Source organism: Persicobacter diffluens (assembly GCF_036244895.1).
GTDB classification, from domain to species: Bacteria; Bacteroidota; Bacteroidia; order Cytophagales; family Cyclobacteriaceae; genus Persicobacter; species Persicobacter diffluens.
In genome coordinates this window covers 3,196,323-3,216,274 of sequence record NZ_BQKE01000001.1, presented here as the reverse complement: position 1 = coordinate 3,216,274, position 19,952 = coordinate 3,196,323, and the positions used below count along the sequence as shown (strand labels likewise).

The following is a 19,952-nucleotide window of genomic DNA, read 5'->3' as shown; positions in this document are numbered from 1 at the left end:
ATCCATGGCGGCTTATTTCCCTAAACACAAAAAAGCCGATTCCTTATTAAAGAAATCGGCTATAAAATGTGTTGCGGTTTTATCAGGTGAGCATTCCACCGTCTACCTGGAATACCTGACCGGTAGTATAGGCTGACATATCAGATGCTAAAAATACGCAGGTATTTGCCACATCCACAGGGTCGCCACCGCGCTTTAATGGAATAGCATCTCTCCAGCTTTGTACTTGTTTTTCGTCCAAAACAGCCGTCATCTCTGTTTCAATGAAGCCCGGCGCTACTACATTCGCACGAATTCCTCTGGATCCAAGTTCCAAAGCCACCGATTTTGTGAAGCCAATGATACCGGCCTTAGAAGCAGCATAGTTGGCCTGGCCGGCATTTCCTTTCACGCCAACCACAGAGGACATATTGATGATGGAACCACTACGTTGCTTCATTAATTGGCGCGTAGCAGCTTTCACCGTATTGAAAACTGATTTAAGGTTCACCTGAATGACCTGGTCAAATTGTTCCTCATTCATTCGCATCAACAAACCGTCCTTGGTAATTCCCGCATTGTTAACCAATACATCCAGGCTGCCAAATTCTGCAATAACATCATTGATTAATTGCTCTGCAGCTGCAAAGTCGGAAGCATCTGAACGAAAACCTTTGGCCTGAACCCCTTTGGCTTTCAATTCTTCCTCTAACGCCTGACCTTTTTCAATGCTGGAAAGAAATGTAAATGCAATATTGGCACCATGTGCCGCAAATGTTTCTGCAATGGCACGACCGATTCCTTTGGAGGCACCTGTAATTAAGGCAGTTTTACCTTCTAAAAGTTTCATGGTTTCTATTTATGATTTGAATATTAGTGACTTAAGTGTTCTGATGAATACTCAGTGTAAAAAGCGCTCCAAATATAAGGTTAATTTTTTTCCTTCAATCCAAAATGTAGAATTATTGGTAGGGGTCGATTTATTTTCAATTTGCTTCTTATTTCATTTTCATAAAGTTAGCATTATGACCAGCGATTCTGTTTTTGTTTAATTTGCAATTAATTGATACTGAATTGTAAAAGAATTCGATAAATACTGACATTAATCGTTTTTTTTGTTGGCGTACTTCTTATTAAGCCATAAATTCGCAGCAATCAAATCCATTAGAAATAATACCATATTATAATGTCAGCAAAACATGATGTAATTATCATCGGTAGTGGCCCCGGAGGTTATGTTGCCGCTATCCGTGCATCCCAATTGGGATTAAAAGTTGGAATCGTTGAGCGTGAAAATTTGGGTGGAATTTGCTTGAACTGGGGCTGTATCCCAACGAAAGCACTTTTGAAATCTGCTCAGGTATATGAGTATATTCAGCACGCTTCTGATTATGGAATCACTGTAGGTGAAGCTTCTGCTGACTTTGACGGTATGATCAACCGTTCTCGAGGCGTTGCCGAGAGCATGAGTAAAGGAGTTCAATTCTTGATGAAGAAGAACAAGATTGATGTGATCATGGGATCCGGAAAAATTAAGCCGGGTAAAAAAGTAGAGGTTACCGCTGAAGATGGTACCGTAACTGATTATTCCGCAGAGCATATTATTTTGGCAACTGGTGGTCGTTCACGTGAATTACCTTCTTTGCCAATTGACAATAAAAAAATTATCGGATACCGTAAAGCGATGTCTTTGGAAACCCAGCCAAAGAAAATGGTCGTAGTAGGTTCCGGTGCAATTGGTGTTGAGTTTGCTTATTTCTATCACTCTATCGGTACAGAGGTTACGGTGGTAGAATTCATGGACCGTATCGTTCCTGTAGAGGATGCGGACGTTTCCAAGCAATTGGAGCGTGAATACAAGAAGAAAGGGATTAAGATCAAGACTTCTTCAGAGGTAACACATGTAGATACTTCGGGTGAAGGATGTGTGGTTACAGTGAAAACCAAAAAAGGTGAAGAGAAGATTGAGGCAGATATCGTCCTTTCAGCGGTGGGAGTAACTACTAACCTGGAGAACCTTGGACTGGAAGATGTAGGTGTAATGCATGACAGAGGTAAGGTGATCGTGGATGATTACTATAAAACCAATATTCCTGGCGTTTATGCTATCGGTGATATCGTTCATGGTCCTGCTTTGGCACACGTTGCATCTGCAGAAGGAATTATCTGTGTGGAGAAAATCGCTGGTGAATCTCCGGAGCCAATGGACTATAAGAATATCCCGGGCTGTACTTACTGTACTCCTGAGGTAGCTTCTGTTGGTTATACCGAGCAGGCAGCGATTGATGCGGGTTATGAAGTGAAAGTGGGTAAATTCCCATTCTCTGCTTCCGGAAAGGCCAAAGCAGCAGGCGCTAGTGAAGGTTTTGTAAAAGTGATTTACGATGCGAAATACGGCGAGTGGTTAGGGGCGCACATGATTGGTGCTAACGTAACGGAGATGATTGCTGAGGTAGTAGCGGCTCGTAAATTGGAGGCTACAGGTCACGAGATTCTGAAAGCAGTTCACCCTCACCCAACAATGTCTGAGGCGGTGATGGAAGCAACTGCAGCAGCTTATGATGAGGTGATTCACCTGTAAAAAGCAGTCAGTTCAAAAATACATTATTAAGACCAGCACTTTTTCGGTGCTGGTTTTTTTGTGCCTTAAACCGAAATATTCCTAATTAATTCTCGTTTAGCTGCATGGCGGGAAAATGAAGGGATTTTTCTCGTTTCAAGTTTTTTACAAGGAAGCAGGTTGAATGTGGAGAACGCAAGCTTGCCCAAACTTGGACAAATAAAAAATCAGAGGGAATACAAGTAATGATCGGAAAGATAGTGTAGGGTGGTTGAATCTGGTGGTACATCCTTCAGCTTAGGGATTTGGGTTGCAAAAAAAAGCCGAACCTCAAAGGCCCGGCTTTTTTTTGGAATAATTCCCTTACTTAAACGGTCATGATATCGTTTTCTTTCTTAGCGAAAACTTCTTCAATCTTACCGTAGTAGGTATTCGTTAATTTTTGAACGGAATCTTCCGCATCTTTGATCATGTCCTCAGAAGCGCCGTCTCCCTTCAGTTTTTTCAAAGCATCATTGGTTTCCTGACGTACGCGACGAACACGGATTTTACCGTTTTCAGCCTCCGATTTCGCCTGCTTAACCAATTCCTTACGACGTTCCTCTGTTACTGGTGGGATGGTCAAAATGATCATCTCACCATTATTCATAGGAGCCAGACCCAAATCTGAGTTAATGATGGAACGCTCGATCTCATTGATCAAGGACTTCTCAAATGGTTTAATGGAAATCGTACGAGCGTCAGGTGTAGTAACTGAAGATACCTGGCTCAATGGAGTAACGGCACCGTAGTATTCCACTGTGATACCATCAAGCATAGAGGCACTGGCTTTTCCGGCACGGATACGCATCATTTCATGCGATACCGCGGCTACAGCTTTTTCCATTCCCTCCTTGGCTTCCTCCAAATAAAATTCGATCTCTTCCATGAGTATGTTATTTTTTTATTCTGAAATTAATGTTCCGATGTCTTCCCCTTTAACCAACTTGGTCAAGTTACCTTCTTTGTTCATATCAAAAACGATAATTGGAAGATTATTTTCTTTACAAAGGGTGAAGGCAGTCATATCCATCACGTTCAAGCCACGCTTGTATACTTCACCAAAAGAAATATTAGTGAATTTTTCTGCAGAAGGATCCTTCTCCGGGTCAGCAGTATAAACACCATCAACACGAGTGCCTTTCAACACAACATCTGCTTCAATCTCCACGGCTCTTAAAGAGGCGGTAGAATCTGTGGTGAAATAGGGGTTACCAATACCAGCTCCGAAAATAACCACACGGCCTTTTTCCAAATGACGCACTGCTTTTCGGCGAATGAACGGTTCACAAACCTGGTTGATCTGCAGGCCAGACATTAATCGGGTTTGAATACCCTGATTTTCCAACGCACTTTGTAGGGCCATTGCATTAATCAGTGTTGCTAACATGCCCATATAATCACCCTGAACACGGTCAACGCCTGATTTTTCGGCCTGTATACCACGGAAAATGTTACCACCGCCAATTACGATTGCAATTTCCACACCCTGATCCAATGCGTTTTTGATTTCTTGTGTATATTGAACCAATTGATCAGGAGAGATGCCGTGCTTGTCGGCACCCGCTAAAGCTTCACCACTCAGCTTTAAGAGAATTCTTTTATATTTCATAGGTCTGGCACTTGTCAAATAAATCAGACAAATATACGAGACCTCCCCGAGAATCCTAAACGACCTTTCTCATAAAAAAGGGCTGATGATAAGATTTTTAGTAAAGAGCCTGTAAATTGCAGTCCTTGTACATAAAAATATTACTATTTGCCCATGCAAATAAATTTTCCGCATTCGTTCACCCGATACTGCATGTTGATCGGGATTTTTTTCATGGCTTGTAAGCCTTCATCTCAAATTCCGGTAGAAAGTCCGCCACAGGCAGATCCGCCGATGCGCCCGATCATGACGATTCCCACGGAGGAAGAAGTGGAGGGTAAACGGCAGCCTGTATATCATGGTAGTCGGGAGATGTTGCATGATTTGTTGCACACCCGATTGGATTTATCTTTTGATTGGGAGCAAAAGGCGGTGATCGGCGAGGCCGCTTTGGATTTGAAAGCTCATTTTTATCCACAAAAGGAATTGGTTTTGGATGCGGTGGGCTTTGAAGTCAATTGGGTGAAGCTGTTGAAGGGGGAGGAGTGGCAGGATGTGAGTTTTGAAAATGACAGCCTTCAATTAACCATTGATTTGGGGCGAGAATATGCCAAAGAGGAAATGTTGAAAGTGCGGGTGAATTATATTGCTCGTCCTTATGAAGTGCCCTCAGAAGGAAGCGATGCGATTACCGATGATAAGGGGTTGTATTTTATCAATGCCGACGGTTCTCAGCCTGGGGTGCCGAAGCAAATATGGTCTCAGGGAGAAACCCAGGCGAACAGTAAATGGTTTCCGACCATTGATAGTCCCAATCAAAAATCTACTCAGGAGATGTTCCTGACGGTGGATAATCGCTATACCACTTTGTCTAATGGGTTGTTAGTGTACACAAGGGAAAACGAAAACGGTACGCGGACAGATTATTGGAAAATGGACCTTCCTCACTCACCTTACTTATTTATGGTGGCTATTGGTGAATTTGAAGTGGCCGAGGATCAGTGGGGGGATATTTCTTTACGCTATTTGATGGAAAAAGAATATGCGCCCTATGCGAAGCACATTTTTGGAAATACGCCGGAGATGATGACTTTTTTCTCGGATAAGCTGGACTATCCTTTTCCCTGGCCAAAATATGATCAGGTAGTGGTGCGTGAATATGTATCAGGAGCGATGGAGAATACCACCGCCTCCTTATATATGGATGCGCTGAATATGGATACCATTGCCTTAAATGACTATAATTGGGATTTTATCATTGCGCATGAATTATTCCATCACTGGTTCGGGGATTTGGTGACATGTGAATCCTGGTCAAACTTAACCCTGAATGAAGCCTTCGCAAACTTTTGTGAAGCAGAATGGCTTGGCTACAAATACGGAGCGGCAGAGGCGGCCTACCATAATTACAGTGAATTGCAGACTTATTTAAATGAAGTCAGTAGCAAACAGGTGGACTTGATTCGTTATCGCTATGCAGACAAAGAAGATATGTTCGATGCGCACTCTTATTCCAAGGGTGGGTTGATTCTTCGGATGTTGAAAAATTATATTGGGGAGGAGGCATTTTGGGCTTCGCTAAACTTGTATTTGAAAGACAATGCTTTCCAGACAGTGGAATTGGCGAATTTGAGATTGGCTTTTGAAAAAATCACCGGTCAGGATTTGAATTGGTTTTTTAACCAATGGTTTTTGGCTTCCGGGCATCCTGACTTAGGTGTGACGGAAAATTACCTGCCGGGGAAATTAACCCTTACCATAGAGCAAAAACAAAATTTCAATACCACTCCTTTATATCAGCTTCCTCTCAGGGTGGATATTTGGACCAATGGACAAAAGCAATCCCATCAGATCTGGTTGGAGGACGAAAGGCAGGATTTTGAGTTTAGCTTATCTGCTGCCCCTGAATTGGTATTACTAGATCCCGAACAGTTATTAGTGGGGGTGGTAGAGCATGAAAAGCCACAAACTACCTGGGAATACCAGTATCGCCATGCGGAAAATCCGGTGGCGCGCTTGAGTGCTTTAATGAATATAGATGAATTTGTGCCCGATACCCTGGATTCAGAACTCAAAGTGTATCATGAGGCGCTGGAGGATTCTGTTAGCTACATTAGGGACTGGGCCCTGAATCATATCCCAATTGAAGGCACTCCGGATAAAGCACAATATTTGAAAAAGGTGGCCAAGCTAGCCGAATTTGATTCGAATAATGAGGTGAGGAGTTCTGCGATGTGGGTGTTAGGAGAAGAAGCCCCTGCGGATTACCGCATGTTGTTTAAAAGAAATCTGACTTATCCTTCTTATCAGGTGAGAGGTACCGCTTTAATGGGCTATGTGCGTTCCCGCCCGGAAGATGCGGATGAGACGGTGGAGGAATACGCGGATGCCGCCGACCTGAATCTGATTGTGGCCGTGGCAAGTTATTATGCCGAGAACGGGAAAGTAGAAAAATTACCCTGGTTTGAAGAAAAAATCGATGCCGCCCAATCTCAGGAGTTATGGTACCTGTTGCAATACTATGGGGAGCTGCTAATGAATGCCCCGGAATCAGCCCAAAGAGAAGGGGCTGAAAGGTTGAAGAACCTGGCGATAAATGCTGATGATGAGTTTACCAGAATGGTTGCTTTCCAGTCCATGAACTTTTTGGAATTTAATGGTTTGCAGGAGTTGATGCAAGAAGTGGCTGCCTCCGAGAACAACCAAAAATTATTACGCCTTTATGATGGTTGGAATGAAGAATAAGCATATATTTGCACCCAAAACAAATGGGGCCTTTCAGTAGGCTTAAAATCAAAGGTTTAAGCTTTTTAAAATTTATCGGAATTATTTGATAAATGAAAAAAAGCGTATACCTTTGCAATCCGTTTGTTGGGGCGTTATTCGCTTATTTGCGGGGCTGAGGCTGATTTTCAGTGGTTTATCTCATAAATTACCGACAGCTTTCAGTTTAGGGTTTTGCCCTGTTGCTCGCTGATTAAATGAATGAAGCGCTTAAACGAGAATTACTCTTTACTATTAATAACAAAACTGAGGATTTAGAAACATGGCTAAAGAAACCTTTGACCGTTCGAAGCCGCACGTTAACATCGGTACTATCGGTCACGTTGACCACGGTAAAACCACTTTGACAGCGGCAATTTCTAGCGTATTGGCTGGTAAAGGACTTGCTGAGCAGAGAGATTTTGGTTCTATCGATAACGCTCCTGAAGAAGCTGAGCGTGGTATCACCATTAACACTTCTCACATCGAGTACCAAACTGAGAACCGTCACTATGCACACGTTGACTGTCCTGGTCACGCCGATTACGTGAAGAACATGGTAACTGGTGCTGCTCAGATGGACGGTGCGATCATCGTAGTTGCTGCTACTGACGGTCCAATGCCACAAACTCGTGAGCACATCTTGTTGTCTCGTCAGGTAGGTGTACCTGCATTGGTTGTATTCTTGAACAAATGCGACATGGTAGACGACGAAGAGCTTCTTGAGTTGGTTGACATGGAGGTTCGTGAGTTGTTGTCTGAGTACGATTTCCCAGGTGATGATATTCCTGTAATCCAGGGTTCTGCTTTGGGTGCGTTGAATGGCGAGCCTGAGTGGGTTAAGACTGTAGAAGAATTGATGGATGCTGTTGATTCTTACATTCCAGAGCCTGAGCGTTTGACTGACCGTGACTTCTTGATGCCGGTAGAGGATGTATTCTCTATCACTGGTCGTGGTACTGTTGCAACTGGTCGTATCGAGCGTGGTACTATCAACTCTGGTGATCCTGTTGAAATCTTGGGTATGGGTGCTGAGGACATGACTTCTACCGTAACTGGTGTGGAGATGTTCCGTAAGATCTTGGATCAAGGTTTGGCTGGTGACAACGTTGGTTTGTTGCTTCGTGGTGTTGATAAAGCTGACATCAAGCGTGGTATGGTAATCGTTAAGCCTGGTTCCGTAACTCCACACGCTCATTTCAAAGCTGAGATTTACGTATTGTCTAAAGAAGAAGGTGGTCGTCACACTCCATTCTTTAACAACTACCGTCCTCAGTTCTACTTCCGTACAACAGATGTTACTGGTAACATCAAGTTGGCTGAAGGAGTTGAGATGGTAATGCCTGGTGATAACGTAACTATCGAGGTAGAATTGATCAACAAGATCGCTCTTGAGAAGAACTTGCGTTTCGCGATCCGTGAAGGTGGTCGTACTGTAGGTTCAGGTCAGGTAACTGAGATCTTGGACTAAGATAAAGCTATCAATTAGTGTTTGTTGTATCTTCTTTGGTACAGCGTTTGCACTACTGATAATAAATCTTTAAATTTGCGTCCCGCTATTTTGTGGGACGCTTTTTACGGGTGTAGCTCAATTGGTAGAGTAGTGGTCTCCAAAACCATTGGCTGAGGGTTCGAGTCCTTCCACCCGTGCTAAAATTTTTTAATTTTTCAGGTTATGTTGAAATTGAAAACGTTTATCAGCGAGTCGTACGTAGAAATGCGCGACAAAGTGACTTGGCCTCCGTACGGTGAGTTGCAGAATTCTACTATCCTTGTGATTGTAGGGTGCTTGGTGTTCACCGCCATGATTGGATTAATGGACCTGTCATTTGACAGCCTGATGAAATTTTTCTACGGACAGTTCTAATTTACGCTTAAAGGTAACTGATGAGTAGCGAGTTGAAATGGTATGTTGTTCGCGTAGTGAGCGGACAAGAGAAAAAAGCAAAATCATATCTGGAAACAGAGGTTCAGCGCCATAATCTTGAGGATTATGTAGCGGAAGTTCTTATCCCAAGTGAGAAAGTTTATGAAATGCGTAACGGCAAGAAGCGCGTTCGTGAGCGTAACCATTTTCCGGGTTATGTGATCGTGTCTGCAGATCTTTCTCATGGTGAAGCGCTGCATATCGTAAACAGTACCCCAGGTGTAATTGGGTTTTTAGGAGATACCTCTGGCGCAAATGCCAAGCCAGTGCCCCTAAGAGAGGCCGAGATTAATCGGATTCTGGGTGTTGGTCAGGAAGAAGAGCCAGAAATGGAAGAAGCCACTACGGATATGGTATTTACTGTGGGAGAGTCTGTGACTGTTATGGACGGGCCTTTCAGTGGTTTTACCGGTGCTGTGGAAGAGGTATACGAAGAGAGAAAGAAGCTTAAGGTGATGGTGAAGATCTTCGGTCGTAACACACCTGTTGAGCTGAATTATATACAAGTTGAAAAACAAGACTAGTTTAAAAAATGGCTAAAGAAATTGCCGGTTATTTAAAACTGCAAATTAAGGGAGGTGCTGCGAATCCATCGCCACCGGTTGGACCTGCGCTTGGTAGTAAGGGTATCAATATTATGGAGTTCTGTAAGCAGTTCAATGCTCGTACGCAGGACAAAGCAGGTCAAGTATTGCCTGTATTGGTGACTTACTACGCTGACAAGTCATTTGAGTTTGTTGTAAAAACTCCTCCAGCTGCTGTTCTATTGATGAACGCTGCCAAGTTGAAGAAAGGTTCTTCCGAGCCTAACCGTGTGAAAGTTGGTTCTGTATCTTGGGATCAAGTAAAAGAAATCGCTGAAACTAAAATGCCTGATTTGAATGCATTTACTGTTGAAGCGGCAATGCGCATGGTTGCAGGTACTGCTCGTAGTATGGGTCTTAAAGTAGAAGGAACCGCTCCTTGGGAAGCGTAAAAAACAGGAACAATGGCGAGATTAACTAAGAAAAGAAAAGATGCCTTAGCTAAATTCGACAGAGAAAAGGATTATTCTTTGTCTGAAGCTTCAGCTCTAGTAAAGGAGATTACATTCACTAAGTTCGATGCTTCTGTAGATATCGACGTGCGTTTGGGTGTAGATCCTCGTAAAGCAGACCAAATGGTACGTGGTGTTGTTGCTCTTCCTCATGGTACTGGTAAAAACGTTCGCGTTTTGGCCTTGGTTACTCCTGAGAAAGAAGAGGAAGCAAAAGCTGCCGGAGCGGATTACGTAGGTATGGATGAGTTTATCAAGAAGATCGAAGGTGGTTGGACTGATATCGATGTAATCATCACGATGCCAACAGTAATGGCGAAGATCGGTCGTTTGGGTCGTGTGTTAGGTCCTCGTGGTTTGATGCCTAACCCAAAAGCAGGTACTGTAACGATGGATGTTGCTAAAGCAGTAAAAGAAGTGAAAGCTGGTAAAATCGACTTCAAAGTTGATAAAACTGGTATTATTCACACTTCTATTGGTAAATCCAATTTCACTCCTGAGCAAATTCAAGAGAACGCGACAGAGTTGTTGAACACACTTTCTAAATTGAAGCCTGCTTCAGCGAAAGGGACTTACTTTAAGTCTATCAGCATCTCTTCTACTATGAGCCCAGGTATTAAAGTTGATAAAAGTAGCATAGCTGGATTGTAATTATGAATAGAGAAGAAAAACTTCAGATCATTAATGACCTGACTGCTAAGTTGAAAGAAAACAATGTCTTCTACATTACAGATGCAGCTGGGCTAAGCGTAGCCGATGTAAACGATTTACGTCGCGCGTGTTTCAACAAAGGTGTTGAGTACAAATTGTACAAAAATACTTTGATTCAAAAAGCATTGGAGAATTTAGGTGCTGATGTATCTGATTTCGAAGGTGGCAAGGTATTTGCTGGACAGTCGGGAATCATGTTCGCGACGGAGGAAACTGCTTCCATCCCAGCAAAAGTGATTAAAGAATTTAGAAAAACGAATGAGAAACCGATCCTTAAAGGTGCTTCCATCGATTTCGATCTGTTCGTTGGTGATGATAAAGTAGATACGCTGAGCAAGCTTAAATCTAAAGCCGAACTTATTGGCGAGGTTATTGGATTGCTTCAGTCTCCTGCGAAAAACGTTATCTCTGCACTTTCTTCAGGTGGAGACAACTTGGCAGGTATTATCAAAACCCTTTCTGAGCGTTAATATTAGATTTTAAAAGAAAACAATTTTAATTTTACAAAAAGATGGCAGATCTTAAAGAATTCGCAGAACAGCTAGTAAACCTATCCGTTAAAGACGTTAACGAATTAGCTACAATCCTAAAAGAGGAGTATGGTATCGAGCCTGCTGCTGCTGCTGCACCTGTAATGGTTGCTGGTGGTGGTGAAGGTGAAGCTGCTGCTGAAAAAACTGAGTTCGATGTAGTATTGAAAGCAGCTGGTTCAGCTAAATTGAAAGTTGTTAAAGCGGTTAAAGAATTGGCTGGTCTTGGCTTGAAAGAAGCTAAAGAAGTAGTTGATGGTGCACCTTCTACTATCAAAGAAGGAATCGCTAAAGACGAAGCTGAAGCACTTAAGAAAGAATTGGAAGCTGTAGGTGCTGAAGTAGAGTTGAAATAATATACTCCGAATTTTGAAATGTCTAGCTTAAGCGGGCAATTCGAAATTTGATTTTGACCGGGCTTAACATAGTCCGGTCTTTTGCCGTTTATGCACATTTTCACTAAATTGTTATAAACGGTTTATTTTCCCGGATTCTCTCCTTTTCCAGTTTATCATTTAAATCTTACTGCCTTGGCTATTCAAACTGAAAGAAAAAGTTTCGCGTCGATTAAACACGTAATTGACTATCCTGACTTTCTGGATGTTCAACTTAAGTCGTTCAGGGACTTTTTCCAAATCGATACGCCTGCCGAAAAACGCGAGAATGAAGGCCTTTTTAAGGTTTTTCAAGAAAACTTCCCGATTAGCGACAGCCGTGAGAACTTCGTCCTGGAGTTTGTGGACTACATGATTGATCCTCCGAAATATACGGTGGATGAAAGCATAGACAGAGGCTTAACTTACTCTGTACCACTAAAAGCAAAGTTGCGCCTTTCCTGCAACGATGAGGACAATGAAGATTTCGAAACCCTTGAGCAAGAAGTATTCTTGGGGAACATCCCTTACATGACAGAGAAGGGATCCTTCGTGATCAACGGCGCTGAGCGTGTAATCGTATCCCAACTTCACCGTTCTCCTGGTGTGTTCTTTGCACAATCCAAGCACACCAACGGTACTACGTTATATTCGGCACGGATTATTCCTTTCAAAGGATCATGGATCGAGTTTGCTACAGACGTGAACAACGTGATGTTTGCTTACATCGACCGTAAAAAGAAATTTCCCGTAACAACATTGTTACGAGCTATTGGCTACGGATCGGATAAGGAGATTTTGGATCTCTTTGGTCTTTCCGAAGAGGTGGAAGCGACTGATGCTGCTTTGAAAAAAGTAGTAGGACGTAAGTTGGCCGCTCGTGTTTTACGTTCCTGGACAGAGGACTTCGTGGATGAAGATACCGGTGAGGTTATCTCTATCGATCGTAACGAAGTAATCTTTGAGCGTGATCACGTGATTGGCGAAGAGGATATCGAGGAAATCGTAGATTCAGGTCAGGATGCAATCGTATTGCACCGTGATGACGTGAATATTGCGGAATTCCAGATTATCCACAATACGCTACAAAAAGACCCATCTAACTCCGAGAAAGAAGCGGTAGAGCAAATCTATCGTCAATTGCGTAATTCCGATGCACCGGATGAAGCAACTGCTCGTGAGATTATTCATAATTTGTTCTTCTCCGACAAGCGTTATGACTTGGGAGAGGTAGGACGTTATCGTATCAACCGCAAGCTGAAGATTGAAGAGTCTTTGGATATGCGCGTTTTGACGATTAAAGATATTGAGTTGATCGTGAAGTATTTGATTCACCTGATTAACTCTAAGGCGGTAGTGGATGATATTGACCACTTGTCCAACCGTCGTGTACGTACCGTAGGTGAGCAGCTTTATAGCCAGTTTGGCGTAGGTTTGGCGCGTATGGCACGTACTATTAAAGAGCGTATGAACGTTCGTGATAATGAAGACTTCAAGCCGGTTGATTTGATCAACGCGCGTACTTTGTCTTCTGTGATCAACTCTTTTTTCGGAACAAACCAGTTGTCACAGTTCATGGACCAAACCAACCCATTGGCAGAGATTACGCACAAGCGTCGTATGTCAGCATTGGGACCTGGTGGTCTTTCTCGTGAGCGTGCTGGTTTCGAGGTTCGAGATGTTCACTATACGCACTACGGTCGTCTTTGTACTATTGAGACACCGGAAGGTCCAAACATTGGATTGATTTCTTCTCTTTGTGTTCACGCAAAAGTGAACGATATGGGATTCATCGAAACCCCATACCGTAAGATCAATGAAGGGGTAATTTCTGATGAAGTTACTTATTTGACTGCCGAAGAGGAAGATTATAAAAACATTGCACAGGCCAATGCTCCACATGATGCGGAAGGTAACTTCGAAGAGCGTCAGATTAAGGTGCGTTATCAGGGTGACTTCCCATTGGAAGGTCCTGAAAATATCGCCTATATGGACGTTGCGCCTAACCAGATTGTATCCGTTGCAGCATCAATGATTCCTTTCTTGGAGCATGATGATGCCAACCGTGCATTGATGGGATCGAACATGCAGCGTCAGGCAGTGCCATTATTACGCCCTGAGGCTCCAATCGTAGGTACTGGATTGGAGAAACGTGTTGCTGAGGATTCTCGCGTATTGTTGAGAGCCGAAGGTGACGGTAGCGTTGCTTATGTAGATTCGGAGAAGATTACCATCCGTTACGATTTGACCGATGATGAAAAATTGTCCGGCTTCGATAATGAATTGGTAACTTACGAATTGGTGAAATTCCGTCGTACTAACCAGGATACCTGTGTTAACCTTCGCCCAATCGTATTGAAAGACGATCGCGTTTTTAAAGGTCAGGTATTGGTAGATGGCTATGCTACTGAAAAAGGGGAGTTGGCTTTAGGCCGTAACCTATTGGTAGGGTATATGCCATGGCAGGGATACAACTTTGAGGATGCGATTGTTATCTCTGAGCGTATCGTTCAGGATGATGTTTACACCTCTATTCACATTGATGAGTATGAGCTTGAAGTTCGTGATACTCGTCGTGGTGAGGAAGAATTAACTACTGAGATTCCTAACGTTTCTGAGGATTCAGTGAAAAACCTGGATGAGCATGGCGTTATCCGAGTGGGTGCTGAAATCAAAGAAGGGGATATTTTGGTAGGTAAGATTACCCCTAAAGGAGAGACTGATCCTACTCCTGAAGAGAAATTGTTGAGAGCTATCTTCGGTGATAAAGCCGGTGATGTGAAGGATGCATCATTGAAAGCTTCTCCATCATTAAATGGTGTAGTAATTGACACTAAATTATTCTCTCGTCCTAAGAAGGATAAGGATCTAAGAGCGAAAGCGAAGAAAGATGTTGAAGCTTTGAAGCAGCGTTATTCAAGTGATTTGAATAAGGTAAAAACAACCATGATTGAGAAAATGGTTCGTTTGCTTGAAGGTAAAACTTGTCAGGGTATCAAGCATAAGTTTGGCGATGAGATCATGAGCGCAGGCGTTACTTTCTCTGCGGCCAACATCACCAATAACTTGTTCCCGGAAGAAAACATCTATCGCGATGAGAGCTCTTATGCAGTATCAGCTGAAGCAAACTTGGTTGCGGACTTGAATCTGGACAACTGGACAGATGATGAGCGCATCAACGAGTTGATCGTGATCTTGGTGAAAAACTACATCAACAAGCGTAACAAAATTACTGGTTTCTTCAAACGCGACCGATTTACTTTGGAAGTGGGAGATGAATTGCCAGCAGGTATTGTTCAGTTGGCGAAAGTATATGTAGCCAAGAAGCGTAAGCTTAAAGTGGGTGATAAAATGGCGGGTCGTCACGGTAACAAAGGTGTGGTTGCGAAGATCGTACCTATCGCGGACATGCCATTCTTGGAAGACGGAACTCCATTGGATATCTGTTTGAACCCATTGGGTGTACCTTCCCGTATGAACATCGGTCAGATTTTCGAGACCGTATTGGGATGGGCCGGACGTAAACTAGGTAAAAAATATGCTACTCCTATCTTTGACGGTGGTACAATGGACGAAGTTCAAGGAGAATTGAGAGCAGCTGGATTGCCAGATTACGGACGTTCATTCTTGTTCGACGGACGTACAGGTGAGCGTTTTGACCAGCCGGTTACTGTTGGTATTGCATATATGCTGAAATTGGGTCACTTGGTGGATGATAAGATGCACGCGCGTTCTATCGGACCTTACTCTTTGATTACGCAGCAACCATTGGGTGGTAAAGCTCAGTTTGGTGGTCAGCGTTTTGGAGAGATGGAGGTTTGGGCATTGGAGGCATTCGGTGCGGCGCATATCCTTCAGGAGATTTTGACTATTAAGTCCGATGATGTTATCGGTCGTGCGAAAGCTTATGAGTCTATCGTTAAAGGAGACAATATGGGTAAACCAAATATTCCTGAGTCCTTTAACGTATTGGTACACGAGCTTCGTGGTCTTGCACTTGAAGTTACTTTAGACTAATCCATCTACTCGATTTAAAATATTCTCCTTAAGAAATATGAGTTTCAGAAAGAATAAAAAAATCAATAATGACTTCTCAAGAGTAACCATCTCATTGGCCTCTCCAGAATCTATTCTGGAGAGTTCATATGGAGAGGTAACTCAGCCAGAAACCATCAACTACCGTACTTACAAGCCGGAGATGGGTGGTCTTTTCTGTGAAAGAATCTTCGGTCCTGTAAAGGACTGGGAGTGTCATTGTGGAAAATATAAAAGAATTCGCTACAAGGGTATCGTTTGTGACCGTTGTGGTGTTGAAGTAACGGAGAAAAAAGTACGTCGTGAGCGTATGGGACACATCGAATTGGTGGTTCCGGTAGCACACATTTGGTACTTCCGTTCTTTGCCTAATAAGATTGGTTATTTGTTAGGTCTTCCTACCAAGAAGTTGGATCAGATTATTTACTACGAGCGTTATGTAGTAATTCAGCCAGGTATCAAGGAGGAAGATGAGATCCAGAAAATGGATTTCTTGACTGAAGATGAGTATTTGGAAATCATGGACAAATTGCCTCGTGAGAACCAAATGCTTGATGATGATGATCCAAGCAAGTTTATTGCGAAGATGGGTGCGGAAGCAATGGAAATGTTGTTGGCACGTACTGATCTGGATTCATTATCTTATTCATTGCGTCACCAGGCTGCGACCGATACCTCTCAGCAGCGTAAGGCAGAAGCTTTGAAGCGTTTGAAGGTGGTAGAAGCATTCCGTGATTCCCGTACACGTATTGATAACCGCCCAGAGTGGATGGTGATCCGTATGGTACCGGTTATTCCACCGGAATTGCGTCCATTGGTGCCATTGGATGGTGGTCGTTTCGCAACCTCTGATTTGAACGATCTTTACCGTCGTGTAATTATCCGTAACAACCGTTTGAAGCGTCTGATCGATATCAAAGCACCTGAGGTGATCTTGAGAAACGAGAAGCGTATGTTGCAAGAGGCTGTCGATTCTTTATTCGACAACTCTCGTAAAGTAAACGCGGTTCGTTCTGATGGTAACCGTGCGTTGAAATCCCTTTCTGATATGTTGAAAGGTAAGCAGGGTCGATTCCGTCAAAACCTATTGGGTAAGCGTGTTGATTACTCTGGTCGTTCGGTAATTGTTGTAGGTCCTGAATTAAGAATGCACGAATGTGGTTTGCCTAAGAATATGGCAGCCGAGCTATTTAAGCCATTCGTAATTCGTAAGTTGATTGAGCGTGGTATTGTAAAAACCGTGAAATCAGCGAAGAAAATTGTTGACCGCAAGGATCCTGTTGTTTGGGATATTTTGGAGAATGTACTGAAAGGACACCCGGTATTGTTGAACCGTGCTCCTACGCTTCACCGTTTGGGTATCCAGGCATTCCAGCCAAAGTTGATTGAAGGTAAAGCGATCCAGTTGCACCCATTAGTGTGTACTGCATTTAACGCCGATTTTGATGGTGACCAGATGGCGGTTCACGTTCCTCTAGGTCACGAAGCCGTGTTGGAAGCACAGGTATTGATGTTGTCTTCGCACAATATTCTGAACCCTGCCAACGGAGCTCCAATTGCGGTACCTTCTCAGGATATGGTATTGGGTCTTTACTATATGTCTAAAGGCCGTCCGAATACGGAAGCTTATCCGATTAAAGGAGAAGGCATGGTTTTCTATGGTGCAGAAGAGGTAATCATTGCGATTAACGAAGGCGCTTGTGATAAAAATGCCAATATTAAAGTAAGAACTCAGGTTCGTAATGACGAAACCGGTGAGTTGGAAACTAAAGTGATCGATACTGTTGCAGGTCGAGTTTTAGTGAACCAATTCGTTCCAACGGAAGTAGGTTTTGTTAACGAATTGCTGACCAAGAAGAAATTGCAGCAAATCATCGCCTATGTGTATAAAATCACAGGTATGGCGAAAACTGCTAAATTCTTGGATGATATTAAACACCTAGGATTCCAGACTGCATACGCAGGTGGTTTGTCCATGGGTCTTAATGATATCATGATCCCTGACCAAAAAGCACCATTGGTGTCTCAGGCACAGGAAGAGCGTGACGAAGTGATGATGAACTACCAGATGGGTCTTATCACGGATACGGAGCGTTACAACCAGATCATTGATATTTGGACGCGTATCAACAGCCAGTTGACTACCGTATTGATGAAGCAATTAGCAGAAGATCAAAATGGTTTCAACGCGATTTACATGATGATGGATTCCGGAGCCCGTGGTTCTCGTGAGCAGATTCGTCAGTTGGGTGGTATGCGTGGTCTGATGGCTAAGCCTCAGAAAAACGTAGCTTCATCTGTTGGAGCAATTATCGAAAACCCGATTCTTTCGAACTTTAAAGAAGGTTTGGATGTATTGGAGTACTTTATCTCTACTCACGGTGCGCGTAAAGGTTTGGCCGATACCGCATTGAAAACTGCCGATGCGGGTTATTTGACGCGTCGTTTGGTAGACGTAGCGCAGGATGTGGTGATTAACGAAGCAGACTGTGGTACTTTGAGAGGTATCGAGATGGAAGCACTTAAAGATAATGAGGAGATCGTGGAGCCATTAGGTGAGCGTATCCTGGGTCGTGTTTCTGTTCATGATGTTGAGGATCCTTTAACTGGAGATATCATCGTTGAGGCTGGTCAGGAGATCAGTGAAGTACTGGTACAGCGTATTGAAGAATCCGCTGTAGAAATGGTAGAAGTTCGTTCTGTATTAACTTGTGAAACCCGTAAGGGAGTTTGTTCGAAGTGTTACGGACGTAACCTGTCTACTTTGAGAATGGCGCAAGTCGGGGATTCAGTAGGGGTTGTGGCAGCACAATCTATTGGTGAGCCGGGTACACAGTTGACCCTTCGTACGTTCCACGTAGGGGGTACTGCATCTGCTATTGCAGCTGATGCTTCTGTAATTGCGAAATTCCCTGGTATTGTGAAATACGATGAGATCCGTTCTATTCCTGTAGATGCTGATTTGGATGATGAGCCAGCAGATGTAGTAATGGGCCGTACTGGTGAGGTTCGTATCGTAGATGAGAAAACGGGTAAAACTTTGATGACGAATAACGTACCTTACGGTTCTTATTTGAAATTGAAGGATGGCGCTAAAGTAGAAAAAGGCGATAAAATCTGTCAGTGGGATCCGTTTAACGCGGTTATTCTTTCTGAGTTCGGTGGTAAAATCGGCTTTGATGCTTTAGAGCAAGGATATACTTTCAAGGTGGAGATGGATGATACCACAGGTCACCAATCGAAAGTCGTAATGGATTCTAAGGATAAGACCAAGAACCCTGCGATTACGATTGAAGGTAGTGAAGGTATTATCAAATCTTACAACTTGCCTGTAGGTGCTTACATCAACGTGGATAACGGTGATCAGATTAAGCCAGGTACGATCATCGCTAAGATTCCTCGTGCTGCTGGTAAGTCTGCCGATATTACCGGGGGTCTTCCTCGAGTTACAGAGCTTTTCGAGGCACGTAACCCATCCAACCCAGCTGTAATTTCTGAGATTGATGGTGTGGTAACTTATGGTGGTATCAAGCGTGGTAACCGTGAGGTATTCATTGAATCTAAAGATGGCGTGAAGAAGCGTTACTTAGTATCACTTGCTAAGCACATCTTGGTTCAGGAGAATGACTTCGTTAAAGCGGGTATGCCATTGTCTGATGGAGCCAAGACACCAAATGATATCTTGAATGTAGAAGGACCAACTTCTGTTCAGGAGTACCTGGTGAATGAGATCCAGGCAGTATACCGTCTACAGGGTGTGAAGATTAACGATAAGCACATTGAGGTGATTGTTCGCCAGATGATGCAGAAAGTTACTGTTGTAGATTCAGGTGATACGATCTTCCTGACTAACCAAATTGTTGATAAATTCACTTTCCGTGAAGAGAACGACAAGATTTTGGATATGAAGGTCGTTACTGATGCCGGTGATTCTACTAACTTGGAGCCAGGTCAGATCATCACTGCGCGTCGTCTACGTGATGAGAACTCTAACTTACGTCGTCGTGATTTGAAATTGGTACAGGTACGTGATGCGCAAGCAGCCGTTTCTAAGCCAACCCTTCAGGGTATCACACAGTCTTCTTTGGGTACTGATTCCTTCATCTCAGCGGCTTCCTTCCAGGAGACTACTAAGGTGTTGTCTGAAGCATCTATCCGCGGTAAGCGAGATGAGTTACTTGGATTGAAAGAAAACGTGATCGTAGGTCACCTGATTCCAGCAGGTACAGGTGTTCGTGATTTCCGTAAGTTGATTGTAACTCATGAAGATGAGGAGCAGGAATTGCGTGAAATTCGTGAGCGTAGAGCAGAAAGCGAGCGTGTTTAATCCATTGTGATGTACAACACTCAAAATATATTGATTTAAGAGTTATAGACTATCTCCAAATGGGGGTAGTCTATTCTTTT

The 19,952-nt window shown here is 43.3% G+C and carries 14 protein-coding genes and 1 tRNA gene; 12 read left to right on the top strand and 3 right to left on the bottom strand.

The window, feature by feature from the left end:
* Positions 1–82 precede the first annotated feature (82 nt).
* The gene (fabG, locus tag AAA970_RS13175; RefSeq protein WP_053406720.1) at positions 83–829 is read right to left on the bottom strand and encodes a 3-oxoacyl-[acyl-carrier-protein] reductase; all 747 of its coding nucleotides are present in this window, start codon (positions 827–829) and stop codon (positions 83–85) included.
* Between the two features lie 336 nt (positions 830–1,165).
* Here fabG and lpdA point away from each other — a divergent pair, with 336 nt between their 5' ends.
* Positions 1,166–2,560 carry a dihydrolipoyl dehydrogenase gene (lpdA, locus tag AAA970_RS13170; RefSeq protein WP_338237452.1) on the top strand — a complete coding sequence of 465 codons (1,395 nt, stop codon included), beginning with the start codon at positions 1,166–1,168 and terminating at the stop codon, positions 2,558–2,560.
* Positions 2,561–2,906: 346 nt separating this feature from the next.
* On the opposite strand, the gene frr is transcribed toward lpdA, so the two are convergent.
* Positions 2,907–3,467, bottom strand: coding sequence for a ribosome recycling factor (gene frr / locus AAA970_RS13165; protein WP_053406724.1), 561 nt, complete (start codon positions 3,465–3,467; stop codon positions 2,907–2,909).
* 15 nt (positions 3,468–3,482) lie between these two features.
* Positions 3,483–4,190, bottom strand: a complete 708-nt coding sequence (gene pyrH, locus AAA970_RS13160; protein ID WP_053406725.1) for a UMP kinase — start codon at positions 4,188–4,190, stop codon at positions 3,483–3,485.
* Between the two features lie 153 nt (positions 4,191–4,343).
* On the opposite strand from pyrH, the gene AAA970_RS13155 reads away from it, so the two are divergent.
* The 11 genes from AAA970_RS13155 (at position 4,344) to rpoC (ending at position 19,872) form a co-directional block, all read left to right on the top strand.
* Positions 4,344–6,914, top strand: a complete 2,571-nt coding sequence (locus AAA970_RS13155) for a M1 family metallopeptidase (protein ID WP_338237450.1) — start codon at positions 4,344–4,346, stop codon at positions 6,912–6,914.
* A 301-nt stretch (positions 6,915–7,215) separates the two neighbouring features.
* Positions 7,216–8,403 carry an elongation factor Tu gene (tuf, locus tag AAA970_RS13150; RefSeq protein WP_053406728.1) on the top strand — a complete coding sequence of 396 codons (1,188 nt, stop codon included), beginning with the start codon at positions 7,216–7,218 and terminating at the stop codon, positions 8,401–8,403.
* Positions 8,404–8,509: 106 nt separating this feature from the next.
* A tRNA-Trp gene (locus tag AAA970_RS13145) sits at positions 8,510–8,582 on the top strand.
* A gap of 25 nt (positions 8,583–8,607) precedes the next feature.
* A complete protein-coding gene (secE, locus tag AAA970_RS13140; protein ID WP_338237449.1) occupies positions 8,608–8,799 on the top strand; it encodes a preprotein translocase subunit SecE in 192 nt (63 codons plus the stop codon).
* A 20-nt stretch (positions 8,800–8,819) separates the two neighbouring features.
* On the top strand, positions 8,820–9,383 hold the full coding sequence (nusG, locus tag AAA970_RS13135; RefSeq protein WP_053406729.1) for a transcription termination/antitermination protein NusG: 564 nt from the start codon (positions 8,820–8,822) through the stop codon (positions 9,381–9,383).
* 8 nt (positions 9,384–9,391) lie between these two features.
* The gene (gene rplK / locus AAA970_RS13130; protein WP_053406730.1) at positions 9,392–9,835 is read left to right on the top strand and encodes a 50S ribosomal protein L11; all 444 of its coding nucleotides are present in this window, start codon (positions 9,392–9,394) and stop codon (positions 9,833–9,835) included.
* A gap of 12 nt (positions 9,836–9,847) precedes the next feature.
* Positions 9,848–10,546, top strand: coding sequence for a 50S ribosomal protein L1 (rplA, locus tag AAA970_RS13125; RefSeq protein WP_053406731.1), 699 nt, complete (start codon positions 9,848–9,850; stop codon positions 10,544–10,546).
* 2 nt (positions 10,547–10,548) lie between these two features.
* Complete coding sequence (gene rplJ, locus AAA970_RS13120; protein WP_053406732.1) at positions 10,549–11,076, top strand: 50S ribosomal protein L10; 528 nt, start codon at positions 10,549–10,551, stop codon at positions 11,074–11,076.
* A 41-nt stretch (positions 11,077–11,117) separates the two neighbouring features.
* Complete coding sequence (gene rplL / locus AAA970_RS13115) at positions 11,118–11,492, top strand: 50S ribosomal protein L7/L12 (RefSeq protein ID WP_053406733.1); 375 nt, start codon at positions 11,118–11,120, stop codon at positions 11,490–11,492.
* A 174-nt stretch (positions 11,493–11,666) separates the two neighbouring features.
* On the top strand, positions 11,667–15,527 hold the full coding sequence (rpoB, locus tag AAA970_RS13110) for a DNA-directed RNA polymerase subunit beta (RefSeq protein ID WP_060684747.1): 3,861 nt from the start codon (positions 11,667–11,669) through the stop codon (positions 15,525–15,527).
* A 37-nt stretch (positions 15,528–15,564) separates the two neighbouring features.
* Positions 15,565–19,872 (top strand): DNA-directed RNA polymerase subunit beta', encoded by a 4,308-nt coding sequence (gene rpoC, locus AAA970_RS13105; RefSeq protein ID WP_053406735.1) that lies wholly within the window; start codon positions 15,565–15,567, stop codon positions 19,870–19,872.
* The last annotated feature ends 80 nt before the right edge of the window (positions 19,873–19,952 follow it).